Source organism: Planotetraspora sp. A-T 1434 (genome assembly GCF_025420585.1).
Taxonomy (GTDB): domain Bacteria; phylum Actinomycetota; class Actinomycetes; order Streptosporangiales; family Streptosporangiaceae; genus JAOEGB01.
In genome coordinates this window covers 110,324-134,470 of the sequence record NZ_JAOEGB010000017.1, presented here as the reverse complement: position 1 = coordinate 134,470, position 24,147 = coordinate 110,324, and the positions used below count along the sequence as shown (strand labels likewise).

Genomic DNA, 24,147 nt, shown 5'->3' with positions numbered 1-24,147 from the left:
CTTACACTGAGGCTTTCTTCGTGGCGAACATCAAGTCCCAGATCAAGCGCAACCGGCAGAACGAGAAGGCCCGGCTGCGTAACAAGGCGGTCAAGTCGTCTCTGAAGACGGCGGTCCGCAAATTCCGCGAGGCCGCTGACGGCGGCAACGTCGACGAGGCCGTGGTGGCCCTCAAGGCCGCCTCCCGCCAGCTCGACAAGGCCGTCAGCAAGGGCGTCATTCACAAGAACCAGGCCGCCAACCGCAAGTCGGCGATCGCCAAGCGCGCCGCCGCTCTGCAGGCCGCCAAGTAGTCCACCCGGACTTCCGGCGCCGCATCCCCATAGCGGGGATGCGGCGTTTTGGCATGCACGGCGGGTGATTGTCATGATTCCGATATCACGGCGGCATCGCCGCAGCGCATCGCCTCCATAGCCCACCGTTTCGAGATCCCGTACGGACTTCCTGGAGTGGCCGTCCTGGGAGGCTTGCGGCTCTGGCGCGTATGGGGACGGTTCATGCGGGGGCGAACACCGTTGGTCGTCCGGCGCGCGTTGAGCGAGCCGCTGCTACTGATCGCCGCGCTCGGATCCGTCCTGCTTTCCGGCTGACCGCCGCTTCACGCATTGTCGCGCGTGGCCTCCCGCGACGCCGTCGCCGTGCCGTTCACCGGCGCCCGGGCACGGTTACCGCGGTCGATCCGTACGTCAGCGTCCGACGCGGTCAGCGGGAAGCCCGGCCGTACGGCTCAGGCCTCGGCGGGCACCGGGGTTCTCTCCTCGTCGGCGGCCGCGCGGACCTCGGGCAGCGCGAGGACGCCCAGGTTCGCGGCGGCCACCAGGGCCGCCGCCACGAGAAGCGGAACGGCGCTCCCCGCCCAGGCGGCGACGGGGGCCGCCACGGCGAGACCGAGCGGCCGGGCGGCGAAGGAGATGAGCGAGTCGAACGCCCCCACCCGGCCCAGCGCGTGCTGCGGGATCCGGCGCTGCATCACGGTGTCCCACAGGGGGATCAGCAGGCCCAGCCCGAGCATGGCGGCGAAGTACGCTCCCGCGACGACGATCATCGGAGCCGGGATCGCCAGGGCCGCCAGCGGGCAGGCGTAGAGCGAGGCCGACACCGCCGTCACGGCCAGCGGCCGCCGGATCGGCAGCCTCGGGACGAGGAAGATGCCGAGGACCATCGCCACCGTCCCGGCCTGCGCGATGACGACCCATGCGGACTCGCCGCCCAGACCCCGCACCGCGATGACGGGGCCGAGCGTCAGCAGGACGCCCGCCGCGAGGTGCCATACGCCGTGTCCGGCGACGCTGGCCAGGAACCACCGGTGCCTCCCGGCCTCCCGCCACCCGTCCTGGAGATCGGCGAGGAAGTCACTTGGCGCCGCCCGGCGGGGTTCCGTTGCGAGACCGCTCAGGGTGGCGGCGGAGCCGGCGAAGAGAACGCCCGTGATCACGAACGACCACCCCGCCCCCGCCCACAGGGTCAGCCCTCCAGCGACCGCCGGCCCCGCCATTTGAGCGAGGCCGCTGGTCACTCCCATTCTCGCGTTCACCCGGAGCCTGTCCTCCGCCGGAACGACGGCGGTGACGAGCGGTGACACGGCCGGAACACCGAACGCCACGGCCAGCCCGGCGAGCGCAGCCAGTGCCGCCAGCTCGGTGACCGAAGGATCGCCGAGAAGGAGCCGCAGGCCGATCGCGAGCTGAGCCACGCACCGGGCGAGGTCGGCCGCCATGATGACGCGCCTGGGTGGCAGCCGGTCGGCGATCACCCCACCGAGCGGCAGGAGCAGCAGCATGGGCGCCATCTCGGCGGCGAGCACGATTCCCAGGTCGACCGCGGAGCCGGTCGCCCGGATGACGGCCAGGGTCAGCCCGGTGGGGATGATCGCGGTGGCGAGCGCGGCGACCGCCCGGCCCGCGACAAGTCGTCCAATCATGCCGTCGAAGGTATTTTGCTGACGAATAATTCGTCAACTAAATATCCGCTGCCGTAGGATGGCCATTGTGGAGGACTCGGTCGACCGGCATATCGCCCGCTGGCGCGGCAAGGCGCCCTTCGACGAACGCGTCGAGGCGATCGTCACGCGGATGCAGTTCCTGGTGAAGCACATCTCGCAGACCAAGGACACCGCGCTGGCCGCGGTGGGCCTGCAGGACTTCGAGTACGAGACCCTCCACCGCCTCGGCTCCCGCGGCGAAGGCGGCCGGGCCACCCCGTCGGAGCTCGCCGCCGAGCTGAAGCTCTCCCCCGCCGGGATGACAGGGCGGCTCGACACCCTGGAGAAGGCCGGTCTCGTCCGGCGTATCCGCAGCGTGGAGGACCGCCGCCGAGTGGACGTCGAGCTCACCGAGCAGGGCCGCGCCACCTGGTTGAAGGCCATGGACGTGCGCGGCGAGGCCGAGGACGACATGGTCGGCGTCCTCAGCCAAGGCGATCAGGACGCCCTGGCCGCCCTGCTCAAACGAATGCTGCTACACGTCGAGAACCAGCCCCGCCGAACCGAGTGATCAGCGTCCTCGCCCCTGACGCGGACGCGTGTGCCACGGGCCGCCGAGCGAACAAGGACGCTCAGCGCCCGGTGCGGCTGGCGACGATGACCTGGACCGTCTTTTCCAGGGCGTACGCCGGATCGGTGCCGCCACCCTTGACCTGCTCGTCGGCGGAGGCCACAGCCTGCATGGCTGCCGAGATGCCCTCCGGCCCCCAGCCGCTGAGCTGGCGTTTCACCCTGTCGATCTTCCATGGGGGCATCCCGACATGGCTGGCGAGCTGTCCTCCCCTCAGGTTGCGGGGCGCGCCGCCGATCTTCGCCAGTGACCGGAGGCCGCCTGCGAGCGCGCTCACGATCAGCACCGGGGCGACGCCGGTGGCAAGGGCCCAGCGGAGCTGTTCGAGCGCCTCGCCGAGCCGTCCCTCGATCGCCAGGTCGGCGATGGTGAACCCGCTCACCTCCGCCCGGCCCCGGTGATAGCGGGCGACGGCCGCCTCGTCGATGTTCTTACCCGGGGTGTCGAACGCGAGCTGGCTGCACGCCGCCGCGAGTTCCCTGAGGTCACTGCCCACCGCGTCGAGCAGAGCCTGGGCGGCGGCAGGAGAGATCGTCCGGCCCTCGCGTCTGACCTCGGCCTTGATGAAGTCCAGCCGTTCGCCCGGTTTCGTCGGCTTCGCGACCGTGACGACCTCGGCACCCGCCTTCTTCACCCCATCGACGAGCGCCTTGCCCTTCACGCCGCCGGGGTGTGCCAGCACCAGGACGGTGTCGTCGGCCGGGTGGGCCGTGTACTTCACCATTTCGGCGATGACGTCCTTCGACAGGTCCTGTGCCGAGCGGACCACGACGACCGACCTGCCCCCGAACAGCGACGGAGACGAAAGCCGCGTCAGCTCCCCCGGCTCCACCTTCGCACCCAGAAGATCGTGGACCTCCGCCTCGGGGTCGTCCGCGCGTGCCGCCGCCACGATGGAGCCGACAGCCCGGTCGGCCAGAAGTTCCTCGTCGCCGACGACCAGGGTCACAGGTGCTGGGTTCGCCATGCTGGCAGCATGCCACGCCCAGCCGAACTCGACACAACCACCCATCGCAAGCAGCCCGCACAAACCAGCCGGTACATCAGGCGCGGTACATCCAGCCCCCGGGGCCTCGGCGGGGCCATACAGCGTCATCACGCGCATCCCCAGCGGCGACGGCCAGGCGGCCGGAGTGTGCGGTGGTCGCGGAGGAACGCCGGCGGGCGGGTCGGTACGCCTCATCTGCCTCTAGGGACGACGGCCAGGCGGCCGGAGTGTGCGACGACCGCAAGGTCTCCGGACAAGTCGGTCCGGTATGGACGCATGCCGAGCCAGCTCAGGCGGCGCAGTGTCAGGGGCGACGGATGGCCGTAGTCGTTGACCGCGCCCACGCTGATCAGCGCCGCCCTTGCCCGGGTGGCAGCGAGAAACGCCGGATCCTGTCGAGAAGACCCATGATGCGGAACCTTGAGCAGGTCGACCTGAGGAACTCCGGCGCGTAGCAGGGCGGCCTGCGCCTCGGTCTCGAGGTCTCCCGCGAGCAGCGCCGATCCGATGAGCGCCCCGGTCTCCCCGGACCAGCGCACGAGCAGCACGACACTGCCGTTGTTCGCGATCGCTCCCTCTCCCGGCCCTTCTCGAGCGGCTCCGGGAGCCGGGGCCAGCACGGTCAGCTCGACGGTCAGCTCGGCCGGTCCGAACCGCCACCGCGTGCCCGGGGGCGTCACCCACTCAGGGATCCGTCTCTCCCGCAACTCCCATGAGACACGGGCGCTCTCCCGTTCTGGGACACGTCCCGGGCTCACGACCACCGCGCCGACCGCCCGGCCACGGAGGACGCCGGTGAGGCCGCCGACGTGGTCGAGGTGCGGATGGGTCAGGACCATCAGAGGAACCTGATGGACGCCGAGATCGCGCAGGCAGCGGTCGGCCGGTCCCGGCTCGGGGCCGGTGTCGACCACCACCGCCTTTCCCGCGCCCGCCGACAGCGCCATGGCGTCTCCCTGTCCCACGTCGCAGACCACCATCAGCCATCCCGGTGGGGGCCAGGGCGAGGCGACGGGCCCGGCGATGAGGACGGCCAGCAGGACGCCGATCACCAAAGCGGCGACGACCCGCCTGCGCCCGCGACCGCGCAGGATGACCCAGCCCACGACAGCGGCTGCGACCAGTAGTCCGAGCCCCGGCATCCCGCCCGGCCAGTCAGCGGTCGCGGCGGGCAGGTCCGCGGCGCGCTCGGCGACGGCGATGATCCAGCCGACCGCCAGCCCGGCGGGGCGCACCAGAATCTGCGCCATTCCCATGCTCAGCGGCGCCAGCAGCGCCGCGGCGAAGCCGAGCACGGTGGCGGGTGCCACGGCGGGACCGGCCAGCAGGTTCGCCGGGATCGCCACCAGGTCGAGCCGGCCGGACATCAGGACGAGGACCGGCGTCACCGCCACCTGCGCCGCGGCCGGTACGGCTATCGCCTCGGCGAGCAACGCGGGCATTCTCATCGCCAGCCGATCACGCCATCGGGGCGCGATGAGCAGGATGCCGCCGGTCGCGAAGACCGACAGGGCGAAGCCGTACTGCCTGGCGAGCCCCGGGTCGAACAACATGAGGCCGAGCACGGTGGCCGACAGCGCGGCGAGGCCGTCCCTCGATCGGCCGGTGCCGAGCGCGATCGCGGCCACGGTGCCCATCACCAGGGCCCGCAGCACACTCGGGGACGGCCGTGCGACCACCGCGAACCCCAGCATCGCGGCGACCGCCACGACCGCTCGGACCGGGAGTGGCAGCCCGGCGAGCCTCGCGATCAGGAGCACGGCTCCCGCCACGAAAGCGAGGTTGGCCCCGCTGACGGCCGTCAGATGGCTGAGTCCGGCGGTCTTGAAGTCCTGCTTGACCTGGTCGTCCATCCGCGACACGTCGCCCACGACGAGGCCCGGCAGAAGGCCGCGCTCGTCAGGCGGCAGCACGTCACTCGCTTCCCGCAGCCCCGCGCGCAACGCTCCAGCGGCGCTCTGCAGGCTCGAAGGACCGGAGAGCGGCTCGGGCGGCCCGCGGACGAGAACCACGGCGGCGGTCAGCTCACCGGGCTCGGCGGGCCCCAGCCGCCCCCGCACCCGGACACGCTGGCTGGGCAGCAGACCTTTCCACCCGTCACCCGGCCCGAGAAGGATCACTGGGACATCCACGACGAACCGGGTCTGTGTGGTGGCGACCACGACCATCTGTGCCTCGATTACGGCGCTGTCCCGGCGGGCCACGCCACCGCGATGCGGCCGCACTCTGGGGTCATCGGTGATCACCACCTCCGCCGTGATCGTGGCTCCGCGCGCCGCGAGCTCCACCACCGGACCGCTGCTGACCGTGTGGACCTTGAATGCCACGACAGCCGCGGTCGCCGCCAAGCATGCGAGGACGGCGAGCCCCATATTGGCCACGGGACCCGTCCCGCGCGAGACGACCTCACCGTGCGACCGCCGCACAGAACTCCGACGTGCCCGTTCGAAAACCGCCCCCGGCGGCCGCCGCCTTCCCATGGCATACACCACGGCTGCGCCTGTGACCGACACCCCGGCCACGAGCCCGGCGACGACGGCCGCGCACCCCAGCAAGACGAGCGCGGTCGCCCATGAAGCGAGCGCCGGAGCCACGAGCACCACCGACGGAACATCGCCCAGCCACCCCTCCCGCGCCTCCCGGAAAGTCGGGCCGTCCAGGCGCTCCTCCTGCACCTCCCGGGACGTCATCTCAGCCGTCCGGTCATGAAGGCCCGCAGCGAAGCCCCGGCCATCAGGTGCACGGCGGGGGTCGCCGGTCATGCGGTGACCTTGTCTTTCAGCTCGGCGAACTTGCGTTCGCCAATCCCGGAGACCTCACGGAGCTGGTCGACGCTTCGGAAGCCGCCGTGGGCCTCCCGGAACTCGACAATGCGCTGAGCCAGGACGTCGCCCACGCCGGGGAGCCCGTTGAGCTGCTCGGCGGTGGCCGTGTTGAGGTTGAGCACGCCGCCCTCGGCAGGACCGCCCATCTGCCCGCCGCCCGGCGTGCCGGTCGCGGGCGCTCCCACCACGATCTGCTCCCCGTCGACCAGGCGTCTCGCGAGGTTGATGGCACCCGGGGTCGCGCCTTTACGAACCCCTCCGGCGGCCTCGATCGCGTCGACGACTCTCGACCCGGTCCTCAGCGCCAGTACGCCAGGTCTGCGGACCTTGCCCGTGACGTACACGGTCACGCTGGCCGCCGGGGACGGCGACGACGCGGCGAACCCTGCGGCGCTCACCGGGCTCGGCGGCGCCATCGGCGGCCCGACCGGCTCCGCGACGGGCTGCGACCGCCAGGCGAAGATGCCCGCGACCACCGCCGCAAGCAGGCCGAGAAGCACCAGCACCCGGAGTCCGGGCGTTCCCGGATCCAGCAGAGGCGCGGCAGAGCCGAGCTTCGCGCGCAACCGCTCGGACAGCCCCTCGGCCGGGATATCCACGGCTGGCTCCTCCTCTTCGTCGTACGGCTGAGGGTTCGCGACAGCCGTACTGACCTCATAGGGAGCGCCGAACGACGGCGGCGGCCCAGGCGCGGCGGGCGACGACCGGATGCGAGCGGCGGGCGGGTCCGCGCCCATCGGTGCCATCAAGCAGCGAAGACGGGCCTCGGCGACGGCCCGATGTGCCGGCTGCTGCGTTGTTCGCACGCCAGAGAACGTAGGGATACGGCCGGACCCGCTTCTCACCAGAACGCGGCTCTGGGGATAACGCTGGTTCTCCACAGGTCCGGCCCAGCCCGTAGCCGCCACTCGGACCGGACAAAGACCGGCTCCCATCTCGTCGCCTGGCGAGCCGGATTCGCTCGCAGGCGAGGCCCGCGCCAGGCGACGGCGACCTGGCAGACGGTGGGAACCCGCGCCGGAAGGTCACGCGTGCATGGCCGGAAAGCCGGACGGGATGGCGGGATGGCCGGGCGGTTTACCGTACGGGTGGGGAGATGGTCACGCCGAGCGTTCCTGGGCCGGTGTGGACGCCGAGGACCGGGCCCACCTCCACGACCGTCATGCGGACCAGCTTGGGCAGCCGCGCGGTCAGGCTTTCCGCGAGGGCTTCGGCACGCCCGGCGGCCATGAGGTGCTGCACCGCCACGTTGACCGGCTCCTCGCCGGCCGCCTCGACCGCCAGGCCCTCCAGGCGGGCGATCGCGCGGCTCGCCGTACGGACCTTCTCCAGAAGGGTGATCGTGCCGTCGCCCAGGTGCATCAGTGGCTTGATCGCCAGTGCGGATCCGACCAGGTTCCTGATGGCTCCGATCCGGCCGCCTCGGCGGAGGTAGTCGAGCGTGTCGACGTAGAAGAAGGTGCGGGCCGCGTCGGCGCACCTCCTCGCCGCCGACGCCACGTCCGCGAGCGGCGCTCCCGTACGGGCGGCCTGGGCGGCGGCGAGCACGGGAAACCCGAGGCCCATGGCGATGGACCTGCTGTCGATCACCTCGACGGGGATGGGCGCGTCTCGGGCGGCGATGCGGGCGGAGTCCACGGTGCCGGACATCTCTCCCGAAAGATGGATGGAGACAACACCTGAGGCGCCGCGAGCGGCGGCCGTTTCGTACGCGCCGGCGAAATGGCCGGGGGCGGGCCGCGACGTGGTGATCGGCGAGCGGTCACGAAGGGCGCTCGCCAACGCGGCGGCGTCGATCGGTGTCATGTCGTCGAACGTCCGCTCGCCGACAACCGCCTGGAGTGGCACCACGGTGATGCCCCATCTGGCCGTTTCGGACTCGTCCAGATACGCGGTGGAATCCGTGACAACGGCGACAGACGGCGACATATCGAGAGATTACCCGCTCCCGGCCGACCTGCCTGATCACGCAGCATATCTCCGCAGGTCACACCGGCGCATAAGGAGTCCCTGCGTGATCACGTGCAGCGGTGGGGCTGGTCAGGTGAGATGCGCGGGAATCCCTGCATGATCACGTGCGGGGGTGGGGTGGGGGTGGGGGTGGGGCTATTGGACGGGGGTGCCGCCGCGCCAGACTCGGCGGGGCTTGAGGCCGAAGGACCAGGCGAACGCGCCCTCGTGGTCGGCGTCCCACTGGACGATGTCGGCCAACCGTCCCGGCGCGAGGATGCCTCGGTCGGGAGCGCCCAGCACCTGCGCGCCGCCCAGCGTGGCCGCGCGCAGCGCGTCGCCCACGCTCATCCCGAACGCGGCCACCGCGAGGCTGATCACCAGGGACATCGAGGTGATGCCGCAGTGGCCGGGGTTGTGGTCGCTGCCCAGCGCCACCGTGATGCCCTGGGCGAGCATCCGGCGGACCGGCGGGAGGGCGCCCTGCTGCAGAGCGGTCCCCGGGCAGACGACCGCCGGCACGCCGTACCTCGCCATCATGGCGATGTCCTCGTCGGACGTGTGGTGCAGCAGGTCGGCCGAGGCGCAGCCCATCTCGGCGGCGAGCTGGACCGCCCCGCGGCGGTTGTACGCGCCGGCGTGGATGCGCGGCATGAGCCCGACGTTGCGCCCGGAGGCGAGCACCCAGCGGGCCTCGTCGGCGCTGAAGTGGCCGTCGTCGCAGTAGACGTCCACGCTGTCGGCCCCGGCGCCGGCGGCGTCCGCGCACCAGGCGGCGACGGCCTCGACGTAGTCGCGCTGGCGACCGAAATACTCCGGCGGCACGACGTGAGCCGCCAGGAACGTGACGTGCACCCGCGGCATCATCGGCTCTTTCTCGAGCTCGCGCAGCAGCCGCACGTCGGCCAGCTCGCCGTCACGGGTGAGGTGGTAGCCCGTCTTGGCCTCGACGGTCGTGGTGCCGCTCAGCAGCCAGTCACGCAGCCGCTCGCGGACGCCGTTGCACAGCGTCCAGGGGTCGGTGCCACGGGTCACGGTGACGGTCGAGCCGATGCCGCCGCCCGCCGCGTTGATCGCGGAGGCCGTGGACCCGCCGGACCGCATCGCCATCTCGGCGTACCGGTTGCCCGCGTAGACGGGGTGGGTGTGGGCGTCGATGAGGCCGGGCGTGACGAGCGCGCCGCCCAGGTTCTCCACGTGGTCGACGTCGACGATGTCGTCGACGACGCCCGGGACGCTCTGCGGCAGGTCGGCCGCGCGGCCGACCCAGGCGATCCGGTCGTTGTGCACGAGGATGGCCGCGTTGCTGCAGACATCGTGCCCGGTCCAGAGCCGACCGATGTTGGTGAGAAGGCGAACAGTCATCCGACCACCTGCCCGGCATCCGTGGACGCCGAATGGGCCCAGCTTGTGGGCGCCGCGCCCGCTGGGTCCGCTTCGTGTCCGGACGTCATTGGGGGGTCTCCTGCCTCATCGCGCACCGGTGATTGTGCGATGACCCTACCGCCAGGATCGTCAACCCGGGCGATTTCAGTTCAGTTACGTTATTTCACAGGTCCGCTTGATGTACAGGGTTATTGAGAAGAACGCCGGACCGCCTCAACGACATCATGGGGTCACTTCGGTCTCCCCAGTGGCACCGGCGGCTGTCCCCGCAGCTCGTGGCCGATGCCCGCGCACGCCCCCCACGTGTAACAGCACTCAGTGGTGTCATCTTGTTACCCGCGCCATAAGGTCTCGTTAAGCTTTCCTTATCGTAGCAAGGGTAAAGACCCAGAGCTACCAATGACACGCTGCTACCACGCGCGCGCAGGCGACTCAGTCAACTTCGGGCGATTTCAGACTGTTTCGACGGGCTTGGCCACCTTGTCGAGCTCGGCGAACAGCCCGCCCAGGACCCGGGCGTGCATGATCGTCCCGTCGCCCGTGTGCTCGAGCGACAGCACCTCGCCCTCGCTGTGCGCCCGCGCGACCAGGTCTCCCCTGTCGTACGGCACCAGCATGCGGACCTCGTGGTCGAGGCGGGGCAGCTCCTGCTCGATCATCGCCATGAGCTCGCCCATGCCGGAGCCGCTGCGGGCGGACACGACCACGCTGTGCCGCTCCTTCATCGTCAGCCTGGCCAGCACCACCGGATCGGCGGCGTCGGCCTTGTTGACGACCACGATCTCCGGGATCTCGCCGGCGCCGTCGATCTCGGCCAGCACCTCGCGGACGGCGGCGAGCTGCGACTCGGGGTCGGGGTGCGAGCCGTCGACCACGTGCAGGATGAGGTCGGCGTCGGCGACCTCCTCCAGCGTCGAGCGGAACGCCTCGACGAGCTGGTGGGGCAGGTGCCGGACGAATCCGACAGTGTCGGCGAGCGTGAACACGCGGCCCTCGGGGGTGCGCGCCCTGCGGACCGTCGGGTCGAGGGTCGCGAACAGCGCGTCCTCCACCAGCACGCCCGCGCCGGTCAGCCGGTTGAGCAGCGACGACTTGCCGGCGTTGGTGTAGCCGGCGATCGCCACGGCGGGCACCTCGCGGGTCTGCCTGCGGTGCCGCTTGGTCTCGCGGGCCGTGGACATCTCCTTGATCTGCCGCCGGAGCTTGGCCATCCGCTCGCGGATCCGCCGCCGGTCCAGCTCGATCTTGGTTTCACCGGGGCCGCGGCCGCCGATGCCGACGCCGCCCGCGGCGCGTCCGCCGACCTGACGGGACAGGTTGCCGCCCCAGCCTCGCAGGCGGGGCAGGAGGTACTGGAGCTGGGCCAGCTCGACCTGGGCCTTGCCCTCGCGGCTCTTGGCGTGCTGGGCGAAGATGTCCAGGATCAGGGCGGTCCGGTCGATCACCTTGACCTTGACGACCTCTTCCAGCTGCCGCAGCTGGCCGGGAGTGAGCTCACCGTCGCAGATCACGGTGTCGGCGCCGGTGGCGGCCACGATGTCCCGCAGCTCGCTCGCCTTGCCGGAACCGATGTAGGTGGCGGGATCGGGCCTGTCCCGCCGCTGGATGAGGCCTTCGAGGATTTCGGACCCCGCCGTCTCGGCGAGGAGCTTGAGCTCCTGCAGGGAGTTCTCCGCGTCGAAGAGCGTGCCGCTGGTCCACACGCCGACGAGGACGACCCGCTCCAGCCGGAGCTGCCGATACTCGACCTCGGTGATGTCTTCGAGCTCTGTCGAGAGACCCGCCACGCGGCGGAGCGCCTGGCGCTCTTCCAGCTCGTAGTCGCCCATGGCCAGGTCTTCGGGCTCGTTGCGCATATATGTCATCTCTACTAGACGAACAATCCGACACCTGTGGTGTCTTCCCTTCGATGGTGACACGACGCCCGCGAAAACCGCATCCCGTTATGTGCCCAGCTCGGCGAGGAGCCGCCCGCTCTCGGCGGCCCAGTGGCCCAGGCCGAGGCGGGTGTGGGTCTCATGGGCCTGCCGGGCATGGTCGCGGGCCACGTGGTGATCTCCCATCGCCTCCGCCAGCTCGGCCAGGACCAGGTGCGTCGACCCCCAGGCCGCGCCGCCCATGCCGCTGACGACGAGCCGCCCGGCGTAAGGCAGGAGCCTGCCGTACATGGCGGTCGGGTCGGGGACGCCGAGCCGGGCGGCCACGTGTCCCCAGATGACGGCGAGGAACTCGGCGGTCCAGTCCTCCCGGATCTCGGTGCCCCACCGCTCCACCAGATCGCGGGCGAGCGCGGGGTCGCCCGCGTCGAGAGCGGCCAGCACGGCGACGGGGCGCAGCGGCACCATCTCGGGGTCCGATGAGCGGGTGACGAGCCGCTCCACCAGCTCCCCGGCGCGTCCCTGCGCCCTCCTGCAGGTATACACCGTGATCAGCCCGGCGTAGTCGAGCCCCCACATGCTGAACCCCTCGATCAGGCCGCTGAACTCGCCCGCCAGCCGCTCGGCCTCCTCCCACCTGCCCTGGAGCGTGCGGCCGGCGGCTTCGGCGATCCGGACCATGGCGGTGAGCTCCGGGCGGCGCAGCTCGTGCACCAGCCGCTCGCAGCGCGCCAGGTCGCGGTGCCATTCGGCCAGCTCGCCCGCCTTGAGCAGGCTGACCATGTGGAACACCCGGCCCACCAGCTCGGCGGCGGCCGGAAGGTTGGACGCGGCGAGCATCTCCTCCGCGGCGCGGCGGCGCTCGTCCTCACGCTGGGGCACCCATGAGGCGAGCACGTAGTTGTTCAGCGAGCGGGCGAGGAGCTGGGGATCTCCCAGCCCGCGGGCGATGGCGACCGCCTCCTCGGCGTGCCGTTCCCCCTCGGCGCGGCGTGGGGAGTAGGTGAGCTCCATGCCGAGGTTGCTCAGCAGCGCGGCCCGTTCGGCGTCCTCGAGCGGCTCCCCGTCGTCTTGAGCACCGAGGAGGCCCTCCAGCAGGGCGATCATTTTCTCGTCGACCGAGCCGTAGGGCCGCCAGTTCCACACGGAGAGGCCGCCGAACACCGTGACGGCCTCGATCAGCGCCGCGCGCTCCCCGATGTCCGCGGCGAGCGCGATCGCCTCCTCCAGCAGGATCCGGGCCTGCTCGGAGTCCCCGATGAGCCGCAGAGCCCGCCCGCGCCCGATCAGCAGCTCACAGCGCCGTGCCGGGTCTCCGGGGCCGAGCGCGGCGATGGCCCTGCCCCAGAAGTCCACCGCCTCGTCGTAGGCGCACCGCGCGGTGGCCTGCCGCGCGGCCTGCACCGCGTAGCCGACGGCCTTGGCGGCTCCCCCGGCGCGGGACGCCATCCCGAAGTGGTGGGCGAGCACGGAAACCTCGACGCCGGGCAGCGTCTCCAGCGCCTGTCCCGTGCGCAGGTGCAGCCGCGCCTTCTCCACCCGGCTGAGGTCGGCGTAGAGCGCGTCCCTGACGAGGGCGTGCGAGAACCGGTAGTCGAAGCCGTCGGGAAGCTCCACGAGCAGCCCCGTGGCCACGGCCGGTTCGAGCAGCGCCATGACCTCCTCCGCCGGCGTTCCCGTGACTGCCTCCAGCACGTCGATGCCGATCTCCCGGCCGAGCACCGCCGCTGACCGGAGCAGCGACCGCGTCGGCTCGGGCAGCCGCGCCACCCGGCGGCCGATCACCTCGCGGACGCCTTCCGGCACGCCCAGCGACGCCGCGTGAAGCCGGTGCTCGCTGCCCAGCAGGCGCAGCAGCTCGCCCAGGTAGAACGGATTGCCGCCCGTCCGCTCGAAGAGCACGCCGGCGAGGGCGGAGTCGGCGAGGGCGCGCCCGCCGAGGTAGGACAGGACGTCGTCGCGGGTGAAGGGCGGCAGGGCGACGCGCTCGGCTCCGCGCTCCCTCGCCAGCGTGGCGAGCGTCTCGCGCAGCTGGTCGGGGGCTTCGCCCGGCTCGGGCCGCATGGTGGCGAGGACCAGCACGGGCACGCGGTGGAGCTCGCCGGCCGCGAACGCGAGCAGCCGCAGGGAGGAGGCGTCCGCCCAGTGTAGGTCATCCAGCACGACCAGGGCCGGGCCGCCCGCCGCCAGGCCGCGCACCACGCGCTCGTGCAGCTCGAAGAGCGCCGCCTGTCCTCGCCCGGGGTCGGCGCCGAGCGGTTCTCCCGCGAGCGCGTCGTCCGCTCCGAGGTCGCGCAGCACCTGCAGCCACGGCCAGAACGCCGGAGCGCCGGTGTCCTCGGCGCAGCGTCCCCAGGCGACGGCCACCCCGACGGCCGCCGCCTCGTCGGCGGCGGCCTCGGCCAGCCGGGTCTTGCCGATGCCCGCTTCGCCGGAGACCAGCAGCACGCCGCCGCGGCCCCGCCGTACGTCCGCGAGGCGCCGGGACAGGAGGCGAAGTTGCTCCTCCCGGGCCACGAGCCCCGTCCCGGACACAGGGGTGACGGGCTGAGGTGCGGCGGAGATGTGGGCCGGAGCACGGACGGCGTCGAGGACGGGAGACTGCTCGAAGACCGCCTGCTCCACCCGCCGCAGCTCCGGGCCGGGCTCCAGGCCCAGCTCGCCGGCGAGGAGCGACCGCACCCTGCGAAGCGCGGCCAGGGCGTCGGCCTGCCGTCCGGCGTGGTAGAGCGCGAGCACGAGCAGACCCCACAGCCGCTCGCGGTACGGATACGCCTCGACGAGCGCCTCCAGATCGGCGACGCACGAGCCGCCCTCTCCCAGCGCCAGCCGGGCCTCGAACCAGTCTTCGGTCGCGGACGCCCGCAGCTCGGACAGCCGCGCGACGACCGGCTGCGCGAACTCGTATCCGGAGAACTCGGCGAGCGGCTCCCCCCGCCAGGTGGCGAGCGCCCGGTCGAGCAGGTCGGCGGCCCTGCGGTGCGCGCCCTCCCCGAGCGCCCGCCGGCCGTCCTCGGCCCAGACGGTGAACCGGACGAGGTCCACCTGGCCGGGAGCCACGGCCAGCACGTATCCCGGCTCGCGGGTGAGCAGCACCTTCGGCGGCGTCCTCGGCGTCCGGCCGGGCTCCAGCGCGCGCCGGAGCTGGGAGATGTACGCCTGGAGCGTCCCCGTCGCGCTGGAGGGGGCCTCGCCCGACCACAGCTCGTCGATCAGCCGGTCGAGGGAGACCACCCGTCCCGGCTCCAGGGCGAGCATGGCCAGCACGGCGCGCTGCTTGGGGGTGCCCAGCTCGACGGCACGGCCCGCGGGATCCGTGACCTCGAGCGGGCCGAACAGGCGAAAGTCCATGGCTCCTTCCCAGTGATCCGGTTCTTAAGCCTAGGCGTCCAGTCGCCGGACAGCCGACTCCTAGCCGGCCACAGCTCCTTCACAAACCGTGCGCGGCACCGTATGGGGCGAAAGCTACGACGACATGCCACGACGACATGAGGAGAAAGCATGACAGCCATCGGAAACGACCTGCGGCGCGCGGTGCGGGGCGAGGTTCTGGCGCCCGGAGACGACGACTTCGAGACCGCGCGCCTGCCCTGGAACCGGTCAGTGGACCAGCGGGTCCGCGCGGTCGTGACGGTCGAGGACGCCGCGGACGCGGCCGCTGTCGTGGGTTACGCCCGCCTGGCCGGGCTCAGCGTCGCCACCCAGCCCTCCGGGCACGGCGCGACGACCGAGCTAGACGGGACGATCCTGTTGCGCACCGGCCGGATGCGCGGGGTCGAGATCACGCCCGAGCGGCGGCTCGCGCGGGTCGAGGCGGGCGCGCGGTGGGGCGAGATCCTGGTCGCCTCGGGCAAGCACGGGCTCACCGGCCTCGCCGGAAGCTCCCCCGTCGTGAGCGCGACCGGCTTCACGCTCGGCGGCGGCCTGAGCTGGTTCAGCCGCCGGTACGGCTTCGCGGCGGACGGCGTCCGGGCCTTCGATGTGATCGACGCCGAAGGGGCACCCGCCCGTGTGACGGCGGAGTCCGACCCGGACCTGTTCTGGGCGCTGCGCGGTGGCGGCGGCGACTTCGCGCTGGTGACGGCCATGGAGTTCGACCTGCACCCGGCTCCCGCCCTCTACGGCGGTCGCCTCGTGTGGCCGGCCGCCCGCGCCGCCGAGGTGCTCGCGGTCTTCCGGGAGGTGACGGCGGCGGCACCCGAGGAGCTGGCCGTGTGGTTCTCGCTGCTCCGGTTCCCGCCGTTCCCGCAGGTTCCCGAGCCGCTGCGCGGCCTGTCGGCCGTCGCGGTCGACGTGGCGTTCCTCGGCGAGACCCGCGAGGGCCGAGACCTCCTGCGCGGGTTCGAGCGGATCCCGGGGGCCGTCCTCGACACGCGGGCGGCGCTTCCGATCGAGGCGCTCGGCACCATCTGCGCCGAGCCGACCGAGCCCGGCGCGGGCCTGCTCCGCTCCGAGCTCCTGACCGGCCTCGACGACATGGTGACCGGAGACCTGATGGCCGCGGCGGGGGACATCGCGCCGCTCGTGTCGGTGCAGGTTCGTCACCTCGGCGGCGCGCTGAGCCGTACCGGACCCGGATCGGGCGCGTGCGGCCATGTCGCCGAGCCGTACCTGCTGGCGCTGCTGGGAATCATGATCTCTCCCGAGGCAGGGGAGGCGGTCAAGGAGCGGCAGGCGGCCATCTCGCGGGCGCTGGTGCCGCACACGACCGGGCGCAAGCCGTTCACCTGTCTCGGCTACGGTGAGAAGGCCGCGTCGGCGTTCCCCGGCGACGTCCTGGCCCGGCTGCGCGACATCAAGCGCCGCCGCGACCCGAACGGGCTGTTCCGCAGCAACTACCCCGTCTTGTAGATCTTGGCGTCGCCGGACCCGGTCTTCACCACGATCGTGCGCGGGGCGGACGGATCCTGGGTGACCTGCACGTCCCGGTCGCCCGAGCCGGTCTCGGTGGTCACGTTGTACGCCCCGGAGGGCACCCACACCAGGCCGTCCCCCGAGCCGGTCTCGGCGTGCACCTGGTCGGGCACGGCGGCGAACCTCAGCTTGACGTCACCCGACCCGGTGCTCGCCGAGACGTTCTTGCCGGCCAGCCCCCTCGCGTCGACGTCCCCGGACCCCGTGGAGGCGACCACCGGGCCGGTCAGCTGGCGCAGCGTGATCGTCCCCGACCCCGAGTCGATCTTGACGTCCAGTCCGCGCGGGACCTCGACCCGGTAGTCGATCCAGCAGTCGTGGCAGTTGTAGTCCAAGGTCAGCGTGCCCCCGCTGACGCTGTGCCCGTTCCGCGGCTTCTCGCCGCGCCAGTGCAGGGTCTCGGTGACGTGGACGCCGGACCTGTCCGACTCGTTCACCACGATGTCTCCGGACCCGGTGTGGGCGTCGAGGACGGCCACTTTGTCGGCCACGTCATAGGACTCGGTGGCCTGCTCCCCTCCGAAGTCCACCTTCAGGTCGCACGCGGTCAGGGCCAGCCCCGCGCCCAGGACGGTTCCGGCGACGATCAGCGTCTGCTTTCTCATGCCTCGATTGTTCGGTCCCGTACGGCTCCCGCCCATCGGGGAAGCCCCCGAGGGCTCCCCGAGGACTCCCGGGGCACTCCCCTGAGTGCCGCACCCCGCGTTGACCCTCCAGTAACGGGTGGAGTAGCGTCGATTCCACTATTCAGAACGATATTTCCGCATAGTGGAAAGGAGCCTCGATGGAAGGCGTTGAGATCACAGGCCCTCTGCTCGATCGCTTCGACGAGATCCTCACGCCAGAGGCCCTCGCCTTCGTGGCCACCCTCCAGCGCGAGTTCGACGCCAGGCGCCGGGAGCTGCTCGCGGCACGGCAGGACCGGCAGGCCGAGCTCTCCGCGGGCGGCACGCTCGACTTCCTTCCGGAGACCAAACACGTGCGCGAGTCGGAATGGCGCGTCGCGCCCCCCGCTCCCGGGCTGGAGGACCGCCGCGTGGAGATCACCGGCCCGGTCGACCGCAAGATGACGATCAACGCCCTGAACTCCGGCGCCAAGGTGTGGCTGGCCGACTTCGAGGACGCCAACGCTCCCACGTGGGAGAACACGATCAACGGGCAGCTCAACCTCCGCGACGCTCTCGACCGCGCCATCGACTTCTCCGCCGGCGGCAAGACGTACGCCCTGAAGCCGGACGAGGAGCTCGCCACCGTGGTGGTCCGCCCGCGCGGCTGGCACCTGCCGGAGAAGCACGTCCAGATCGACGGGTCCGACATGTCGGGCTCGCTGCTCGACTTCGGGCTCTACTTCTTCCACTGCGCCCAGCGGCAGATCGCCAAGGGCCGCGGGCCGTACTTCTACCTGCCGAAGATGGAGTCGCACCTGGAGGCGCGGCTCTGGAACGACGTGTTCGCCCGGGCCCAGGAGCTGCTCGGCGTCCCGCACGGGACCATCCGGGCGACCGTGCTCATCGAGACGTACCCGGCGGCGTTCGAGATGGAGGAGATCCTCTACGAGTTGCGGGACCACTCCGCGGGCCTCAACGCCGGCCGGTGGGACTACCTGTTCAGCGTGATCAAGAAGTTCCGCACCCGGGGCCGCGAGTTCCTGCTGCCGGAGCGGAACGCCGTGACGATGACCGCGCCCTTCATGCGGGCCTATACCGAGCTGCTCGTGCGCACCTGCCACAAGCGCGGCGCGCACGCGATCGGCGGCATGGCGGCCTTCATCCCTTCCCGGCGCGACCCCGAGGTCAACAAGGTCGCCCTGGAGAAGGTGCGGGCCGACAAGACCCGCGAGTCGGGCGACGGCTTCGACGGGTCCTGGGTGGCCCACCCCGACCTGGTGCCCATCTGCCGCGAGGTCTTCGACGGCGTGCTCGGCGAGCGCCCGAACCAGCTCGACCGGCTGCGCGAGGACGTCCACGTCACCGCCGAGGACCTGCTGTCGGTGTCCCAGACGCCGGGCCAGATCACCGAGACGGGTCTGCGCAACAACGTCGATGTGGCGCTGCGCTACCTGGCGGCCTGGATGGGCGGCCTGGGCGCGGTGGCCATCCACAACCTGATGGAGGACGCCGCGACCGCCGAGATCTCCCGGTCGCAGATCTGGCAGTGGATCCACAACGACATCGAGCTGGCCGACACGGGAGCCGTGGTGACCCGCGAGCTGGTCGAGCGGATCATCGGGGAGGAGCTTTCCAAGATCGCCGCCGAACCGGGATACGACGAGGAGCTGTACGCCCAGGCCACCGCGCTCTTCAAGGAAGTCGCCCTCGACGACGACTTCGCGGAGTTCCTCACCCTCCCCGCCTATGCCCGCATGCCCTGACATGACGGATTTCGTGGTCAGGAATCGTCCGCCTGAGCGGACGATTCCTGACCACGCATGGTGTACGCGCCAAAGCGTGGCCGGAAATTGTCCAACAAGCTGTTGGACAAATTCCGTGGGGCCACATCGTCGTCCTTCTCGACATGCTCGATGACCGACCCACGCGGGACTTCTACGCGGGTGCCGTGGCCCCTGCTCTGCGAGATGATTCGACTGAAGACGAGGACTCTCTCGACCAGCGGATCCGGGAAGGCGGGGCGATGCCCGCCACGGCCGACCGGACAGCGCTGCCGGCATCGATCGATGATCAACTCGCCGTGCAGCCGGTCGATACGAACAACACAGTTACGAAATCTCTGCTGGAGATGCGGGAGGAGGAACGGTACTGAAATGTCTCTCCAACGGCTCGCAGCGCGACTAGGGGAAGTCCTGACCCCGGACGCGGTGATCACGGATCCGGTGCGGTTGCGGACGTACGAGTGTGACGGGCTGACCTATCACCGGGCCACTCCCGGGGTGGTCGTGCTTCCGGAGACGGCCGAGCAGGTCGCGGCCGTCGTACGGCTGTGCGACGAGTTCGGCGTGCCGTTCGTGGCGCGGGGGTCGGGGACGGGCCTGTCCGGAGGCGCCCTCCCCCGGACCGACGGCGTGCTCATCGTCACCTCGCGCATGCGCCGCATCCTGGAGATCGACATCCCCAACCGGCGGGCCGTCGTCGAGCCGGGAGTGACCAACCTGGCGATCACCGAGGCCGTCAGAGACCAGGGCTACTACTACGCCCCCGACCCGTCCAGCCAGCAGATCTGCTCCATCGGCGGCAACGTCGCGGAGAACTCGGGCGGCGCGCACTGCCTGAAGTACGGCTTCACGGTCAACCACGTCCTCGGGATCGAGCTGGTCACCCCCGACGGGGAGATCGTCGAGCTCTCCGACCGCGATCCCGGCTACGACCTGCTCGGCGCGTTCATCGGCTCGGAGGGCACGCTCGGCATCGCCACCAAGGTCACCGTACGGCTGTCGCCGCTGCCGGAGTCGGTCACGACCCTGCTGGCGGCCTTCTCCGGCATCGAGGGCGGCGGCCAGGCCGTGTCGGCGATCATCGCGGCGGGCGTCGTCCCCGCCGCCATCGAGATGATGGACGCCCTCGCCATCGAGGCGGCGGAGGCGGCGGTCCGCTGCGACTACCCCGCCGGGGCGGGAGCCGTGCTCATCGTGGAGCTGGACGGGCCGCATGCCGAGGTGGAGCACCAGTTCGCCGCCGTGGAGAGGATCTGCCGCGAGAGCGGCGCGTTCGAGATCCGCGTGGCCGCTTCCGCCGAGGAGCGGGCCGCGATCTGGAAGGGCCGCAAGTCGGCGTTCGCCGCCGTGGGCCGGATCAGCCCCGCCTACATCGTGCAGGACGGCGTGGTCCCCCGCACGGCCCTGCCCGAGGTGCTGGCCGGGATCGACCGGCTCCAGGAGGAGTTCGGCATCCGGGTGGCCAACGTCTTCCACGCAGGCGACGGCAACCTCCATCCGCTGGTCCTGTTCGACGACGCCGTACCCGGCCAGGGCGAGCGCGCCGAGGTCGTCAGCGGGCGCATCCTCGACCTGTGCATCGACCACGGCGGCTCGATCACTGGTGAACATGGCGTAGGTGTGGATAAATCCCGCTATATGCCGCGAATGTTCAGCGAGGAGGACCTCGACACCATGCAACTCGTGCGGTGCGCCTTCGACCCGAAGGGCCTGTCCAACCCCGGCAAGGTCTTCCCCACGCCGCGGCTGTGCGGCGAGGTACCGGGGGTGCGCAAGGGCGTCCACCCGCTGGTGGAGTCCGGCCTGGCGGAGCAGTTCTGATGATCGTTCCCGGCGTGACGGTCCGCGCGGCAGACGGGGGCGACGCGGTGGCGGGCGTCCGGCCGCGCTGGGTGGCGCTGCCGGAGACGACGGAGGAGATCGCGGCGGTGCTCCGCGTGGCCGCCGACCACGACCTCGCCGTGGTCCCCGTCGGCGGGGGGACCACGCTGCACTGGGGGCCGCCGCCCGAGCGCTGCGACCTCCTGATCGACACCTGCTGCCTCAACGATGTGCTGGAACACGTCGCCGGTGATCTCGTTGTCAAGGTCCAGGCGGGGGTTACCCTCGACGCGCTGGCCGGGACGCTGGCCGCCGCCGGGCAGCGGCTCGCCCTCGACGCGCCGGGCGAAGGCGCCACGGTGGGCGGGACGCTCGCCACCGGCGTCGCCGGGCCGCTCAGGTTCCGGTACGGCACGGCCCGCGACCTGCTCATCGGCATCACGGTGGTGCTGGCCGACGGCACGATCGCCAGGGCGGGCGGCAAGGTGGTCAAGAACGTCGCGGGCTATGACCTGGGCAAGCTGTTCACCGGCTCGTACGGCACGCTCGGCGTCATCACGGAGGCGACGTTCCGCCTGCACCCGCTGCCCGCCGACAGCCGGTGGGTGACGACCTCGTCCGCCGACCCCGGCGTGGTGGGGGCGCTGGCCGCGTCTCCGCTCGAACCGGCCGCGATCGAGCTCGACCGGTCCGGCCCGCACGGTCCCGTGGTCCTGTCCATCCTGGTCGAGGGCGTGGCGGCGGCCGAGCGGGCGAAAGCCGTACAGGACCTGATGGGCGGGGACGCCCACATCGGCGAGGAGCCGCCCACGTGGTGGGGACGCCTTCCCGGCGACGACCTCCTGCTCGCCCTGCGGGTGCTGCCCGCCGCGCTCGAGGGCACGCTGCACGCGGTCGCCGCGCACGCCGCGCGCCTGAGCCTCGCGCCGCACGTCCGCGGCTCGGCCGGCACGGCCGACCTGCACGTGGCGCTTCCCGCGGAGTCGGATCCCGGGAAGGTGGCCGCCTTCGTCGCCGCCGTGCGGGACGAGATCCGGCCTGACGGCGGACGGCTGATCGTCCTGACCGCGCCCTCTGAGCTGGACTTCTGGGGCGGAACCGGCGCGCTGGGGCTGATGCGCAGCGTCAAGGCTCGCTTCGATCCCGATCGACGGATGTCCCCCGGCCGGTTCGTGGGAGGCATCTGATGGACCCCGAGCTGATCAAGGACTGCGTGCACTGCGGCTTCTGCCTGCCCACGTGCCCGACGTACGTCCTGTGGGGCGAGGAGATGGACTCCCCTCGCGGGCGGATCCACCTGATGGGCCAGCATGTCGAGGGCACGCCGGTCACCGGCGAGATGGCGGGCCACTTCGACGCGTGCCTCGGCTGCATGGCCTGCGTGACGGCCTGCCCCTCCGGGGTGCGGTACGACCGGCTGATCGAGCGGACGCGGGGCGTGGTCGAGAAGGAGCACGCGCGAACCCCCGACGACCGGGCGATCAGGGGGCTGGTCTTCGCGCTGTTCCCCTACCGGCGGAGGCTGCGCGCCATGCGCCTCCCGATGGCGCTGAGCAAGCGGCTCCAGCCGTTCCTGGAGCGGGTGAACCCCTCGCTGGGCGCGATGGCCGAGCTGGCTCCCCCGTCCGCACGCCCCGTACGGCTCCCGCCCGTCGTCAGGGCGAGGAGCCGGCGCAGGGCCACGGTGGGGCTGCTGACCGGCTGCGTGCAGGGCGAGTTCTTCCCCCAGGTCAACGCCGCGACGGCCCGCGTGCTGGCGCTGGAGGGCTGTGACGTGGTCATCCCCCGGCACCAGGGCTGCTGCGGCGCGCTGTCGCTGCACGCGGGCCGGGAGGCCGAGGCGAGGAAGTTCGCCAAGCGGACGATCGCGACTTTTGAGAAGGCCGGCGTCGACACGGTCGTGGTCAACGCCGCCGGGTGCGGGTCGAGCATGAAGGAGTACGCCGAGGTGCTGCGGGACGATCCCGGATGGGCCGAGCGGGCCGGGGCGTTACGGGTCCGCGACCTCGCGGAGTTCCTGGTCGAGCTGGGGCCGGTCGCCGAGCGCCACCCGCTGCCGATCTCCGTGGCCTACCACGACGCCTGCCATCTCGCCCACGCCCAGGGGGTGCGCTCCCAGCCCCGCGAGCTGCTCAGGGCGATTCCCGGGCTGGAGCTGCGGGAGATCGCGGAGTCGGCCATCTGCTGCGGGTCGGCAGGGACCTACAACCTGTTCCAGCCGGAGCCCGCCAGGGAGCTGGGCGACCGTAAGGCGGAGCGGGTCCTCGCCACCGGCGCCGACCTGCTCGTGTCCGCCAACCCGGGCTGCACCATGCAGATCGCGGCGTCCCTCCGGCGGACCGGCAAGGGCGAGATCCGGGTCGCGCACACCGCCGAGGTGCTCGACGCCTCCCTGCGCGGGAGGGGGAGGCTGTGAGCGTGCAGAGCGTCGACCGGGCGCTCGACGTGCTGGAGGCCCTCGCGGAGCAGGGCGGCCAGGCCGGAGTGTCGGAGCTCGCCGCCAGGACCGGCCTGCCGTACGGGACGATCCACCGGCTGCTCCAGACGCTGCTCGCGCGGGGGTACGTCCGGCAGGAGTCCGACCGGAGGTACGCCCTGGGCGGGGCGCTGGTCCGGCTCGGGGGCGCGGCCGAGCGCATGGTCGCCGTGTGGGCCGAGCCGTACCTCGCCAAGCTGGTCGAACTCTCCGGCGAGACGGCCAACCTGGCGGTGCTGGAGGGCGACTTCGTCGTCTACGTGGCCCAGGTGCCGTCGCCGCGCCGCCTGCGGATGTTCGCCGAGGTGGGCCGGCGGGTGCTCCCCCACAGCACGGCCGTCGGCAAGGTGCTGCTGGCCGAGCGCAGAGACGCGGCGGCGGTGTTCGAGCGGACCGGGCTGCCCCGCCGTACGGACCAGACGATCACCACGGTCGGCGCGATGCTGGAGGAGCTGGAGCGGGTCCGCACCCAGGGGTACGCGCTGGATCTGGGCGAGGAGGAGAACGGCGTGCACTGCATGGCCGTGCCGGTCCTGGACGGCGGGCGCGCCTTCGCCGCGATGTCGGTGTCCGGCCCCGCCGAGCGCATCGACGCGATCGACCGCGACGAGCTGGCGGGGGCGCTGCGGAAGGTGGCCGACGACTTCGGTGCTGCGATCTTCGGCTCCTGAGTTCCGCGGAGGGGGCCTCGCCGGGGAAGATGGCCGTATGTGTCGAAGCATCAAGACGTTGCGGCCCCCCTTCACCGACGAGGTCACGGAGGAGGACATCCACGCGGCGGCCCTGCAGTACGTCCGGAAGATCTCCGGTTTCCGCGCCCCGGCCTCGCACAACGCGGAGGCGTTCGAGCGCGCCGTGGAGGCGATAACCGAGGCCAGCACGACGCTGCTCGCCTCCTTGCAGGTCCGCGGCGCCCGCAGCTGACGGGCCCTTAGGGGGATTCGTCCTGCGGGTGGGAACCGCCTGAGC

General features: G+C 71.7%; 19 protein-coding genes. 10 read left to right on the top strand and 9 right to left on the bottom strand.

Annotation, left to right across the window (positions count from 1 at the left end; all coding sequences use genetic code 11):
- Positions 1-20: 20 nt before the first annotated feature.
- Complete coding sequence (gene rpsT, locus N5079_RS22385; protein ID WP_261585928.1) at positions 21-293, top strand: 30S ribosomal protein S20; 273 nt, start codon at positions 21-23, stop codon at positions 291-293.
- A gap of 434 nt (positions 294-727) precedes the next feature.
- Here the strand turns inward: rpsT and N5079_RS22380 are convergent, their stop codons facing one another.
- Positions 728-1,921, bottom strand: a complete 1,194-nt coding sequence (locus N5079_RS22380) for an MFS transporter (protein ID WP_261585927.1) — start codon at positions 1,919-1,921, stop codon at positions 728-730.
- A 67-nt stretch (positions 1,922-1,988) separates the two neighbouring features.
- Here N5079_RS22380 and N5079_RS22375 point away from each other — a divergent pair, with 67 nt between their 5' ends.
- Positions 1,989-2,492, top strand: coding sequence for a MarR family winged helix-turn-helix transcriptional regulator (locus N5079_RS22375; protein ID WP_261585926.1), 504 nt, complete (start codon positions 1,989-1,991; stop codon positions 2,490-2,492).
- Between the two features lie 61 nt (positions 2,493-2,553).
- On the opposite strand, the gene holA is transcribed toward N5079_RS22375, so the two are convergent.
- The 7 genes from holA to N5079_RS22340 all read right to left on the bottom strand — a co-directional run bounded on the left by holA (position 2,554) and on the right by N5079_RS22340 (position 14,929).
- Entirely contained in the window at positions 2,554-3,519 is a 966-nt protein-coding gene (gene holA / locus N5079_RS22370; protein WP_261585925.1) for a DNA polymerase III subunit delta, read from the bottom strand.
- Positions 3,520-3,731: 212 nt separating this feature from the next.
- Positions 3,732-6,230 (bottom strand): ComEC/Rec2 family competence protein, encoded by a 2,499-nt coding sequence (locus N5079_RS22365; RefSeq protein ID WP_261585924.1) that lies wholly within the window; start codon positions 6,228-6,230, stop codon positions 3,732-3,734.
- Between the two features lie 68 nt (positions 6,231-6,298).
- Positions 6,299-7,102: a ComEA family DNA-binding protein gene (locus tag N5079_RS22360; RefSeq protein WP_261585923.1), complete on the bottom strand. Its 804-nt coding sequence runs from the start codon at positions 7,100-7,102 to the stop codon at positions 6,299-6,301.
- 340 nt (positions 7,103-7,442) lie between these two features.
- A complete protein-coding gene (locus tag N5079_RS22355) occupies positions 7,443-8,294 on the bottom strand; it encodes a DegV family protein (protein ID WP_261585922.1) in 852 nt (283 codons plus the stop codon).
- A 177-nt stretch (positions 8,295-8,471) separates the two neighbouring features.
- Complete coding sequence (hutI, locus tag N5079_RS22350) at positions 8,472-9,680, bottom strand: imidazolonepropionase (RefSeq protein WP_261585921.1); 1,209 nt, start codon at positions 9,678-9,680, stop codon at positions 8,472-8,474.
- Between the two features lie 473 nt (positions 9,681-10,153).
- Entirely contained in the window at positions 10,154-11,566 is a 1,413-nt protein-coding gene (hflX, locus tag N5079_RS22345; RefSeq protein WP_261585920.1) for a GTPase HflX, read from the bottom strand.
- 78 nt (positions 11,567-11,644) lie between these two features.
- Complete coding sequence (locus N5079_RS22340; protein WP_261585919.1) at positions 11,645-14,929, bottom strand: BTAD domain-containing putative transcriptional regulator; 3,285 nt, start codon at positions 14,927-14,929, stop codon at positions 11,645-11,647.
- Positions 14,930-15,079: 150 nt separating this feature from the next.
- On the opposite strand from N5079_RS22340, the gene N5079_RS22335 reads away from it, so the two are divergent.
- Positions 15,080-16,429, top strand: coding sequence for an FAD-binding oxidoreductase (locus N5079_RS22335; protein WP_261585918.1), 1,350 nt, complete (start codon positions 15,080-15,082; stop codon positions 16,427-16,429).
- Here N5079_RS22335 and N5079_RS22330 read toward each other — a convergent pair.
- Positions 16,414-17,097 carry a DUF4097 domain-containing protein gene (locus tag N5079_RS22330; protein ID WP_261585917.1) on the bottom strand — a complete coding sequence of 228 codons (684 nt, stop codon included), beginning with the start codon at positions 17,095-17,097 and terminating at the stop codon, positions 16,414-16,416. The genes N5079_RS22335 and N5079_RS22330 overlap by 16 nt on opposite strands.
- Positions 17,098-17,276: 179 nt before the next feature.
- Between N5079_RS22330 and aceB the strand changes: the two genes are divergently transcribed.
- The 7 genes from aceB (at position 17,277) to N5079_RS22295 (ending at position 24,102) form a co-directional block, all read left to right on the top strand.
- The gene (gene aceB, locus N5079_RS22325) at positions 17,277-18,863 is read left to right on the top strand and encodes a malate synthase A (RefSeq protein ID WP_261585916.1); all 1,587 of its coding nucleotides are present in this window, start codon (positions 17,277-17,279) and stop codon (positions 18,861-18,863) included.
- Between the two features lie 143 nt (positions 18,864-19,006).
- A complete protein-coding gene (locus tag N5079_RS22320) occupies positions 19,007-19,252 on the top strand; it encodes a hypothetical protein (RefSeq protein ID WP_261585915.1) in 246 nt (81 codons plus the stop codon).
- Between the two features lies 1 nt (position 19,253).
- Complete coding sequence (locus tag N5079_RS22315) at positions 19,254-20,702, top strand: FAD-binding oxidoreductase (protein ID WP_261585914.1); 1,449 nt, start codon at positions 19,254-19,256, stop codon at positions 20,700-20,702.
- Complete coding sequence (locus N5079_RS22310) at positions 20,702-21,889, top strand: FAD-binding oxidoreductase (protein WP_261585913.1); 1,188 nt, start codon at positions 20,702-20,704, stop codon at positions 21,887-21,889. Before N5079_RS22315 ends, N5079_RS22310 begins: the two co-directional genes overlap by 1 nt.
- Positions 21,889-23,118 carry a (Fe-S)-binding protein gene (locus tag N5079_RS22305; protein ID WP_261585912.1) on the top strand — a complete coding sequence of 410 codons (1,230 nt, stop codon included), beginning with the start codon at positions 21,889-21,891 and terminating at the stop codon, positions 23,116-23,118. Before N5079_RS22310 ends, N5079_RS22305 begins: the two co-directional genes overlap by 1 nt.
- Entirely contained in the window at positions 23,115-23,849 is a 735-nt protein-coding gene (locus tag N5079_RS22300) for an IclR family transcriptional regulator (protein WP_261585911.1), read from the top strand. Before N5079_RS22305 ends, N5079_RS22300 begins: the two co-directional genes overlap by 4 nt.
- A 37-nt stretch (positions 23,850-23,886) precedes the next feature.
- Positions 23,887-24,102 carry a DUF2277 domain-containing protein gene (locus tag N5079_RS22295; RefSeq protein WP_261585910.1) on the top strand — a complete coding sequence of 72 codons (216 nt, stop codon included), beginning with the start codon at positions 23,887-23,889 and terminating at the stop codon, positions 24,100-24,102.
- The last annotated feature ends 45 nt before the right edge of the window (positions 24,103-24,147 follow it).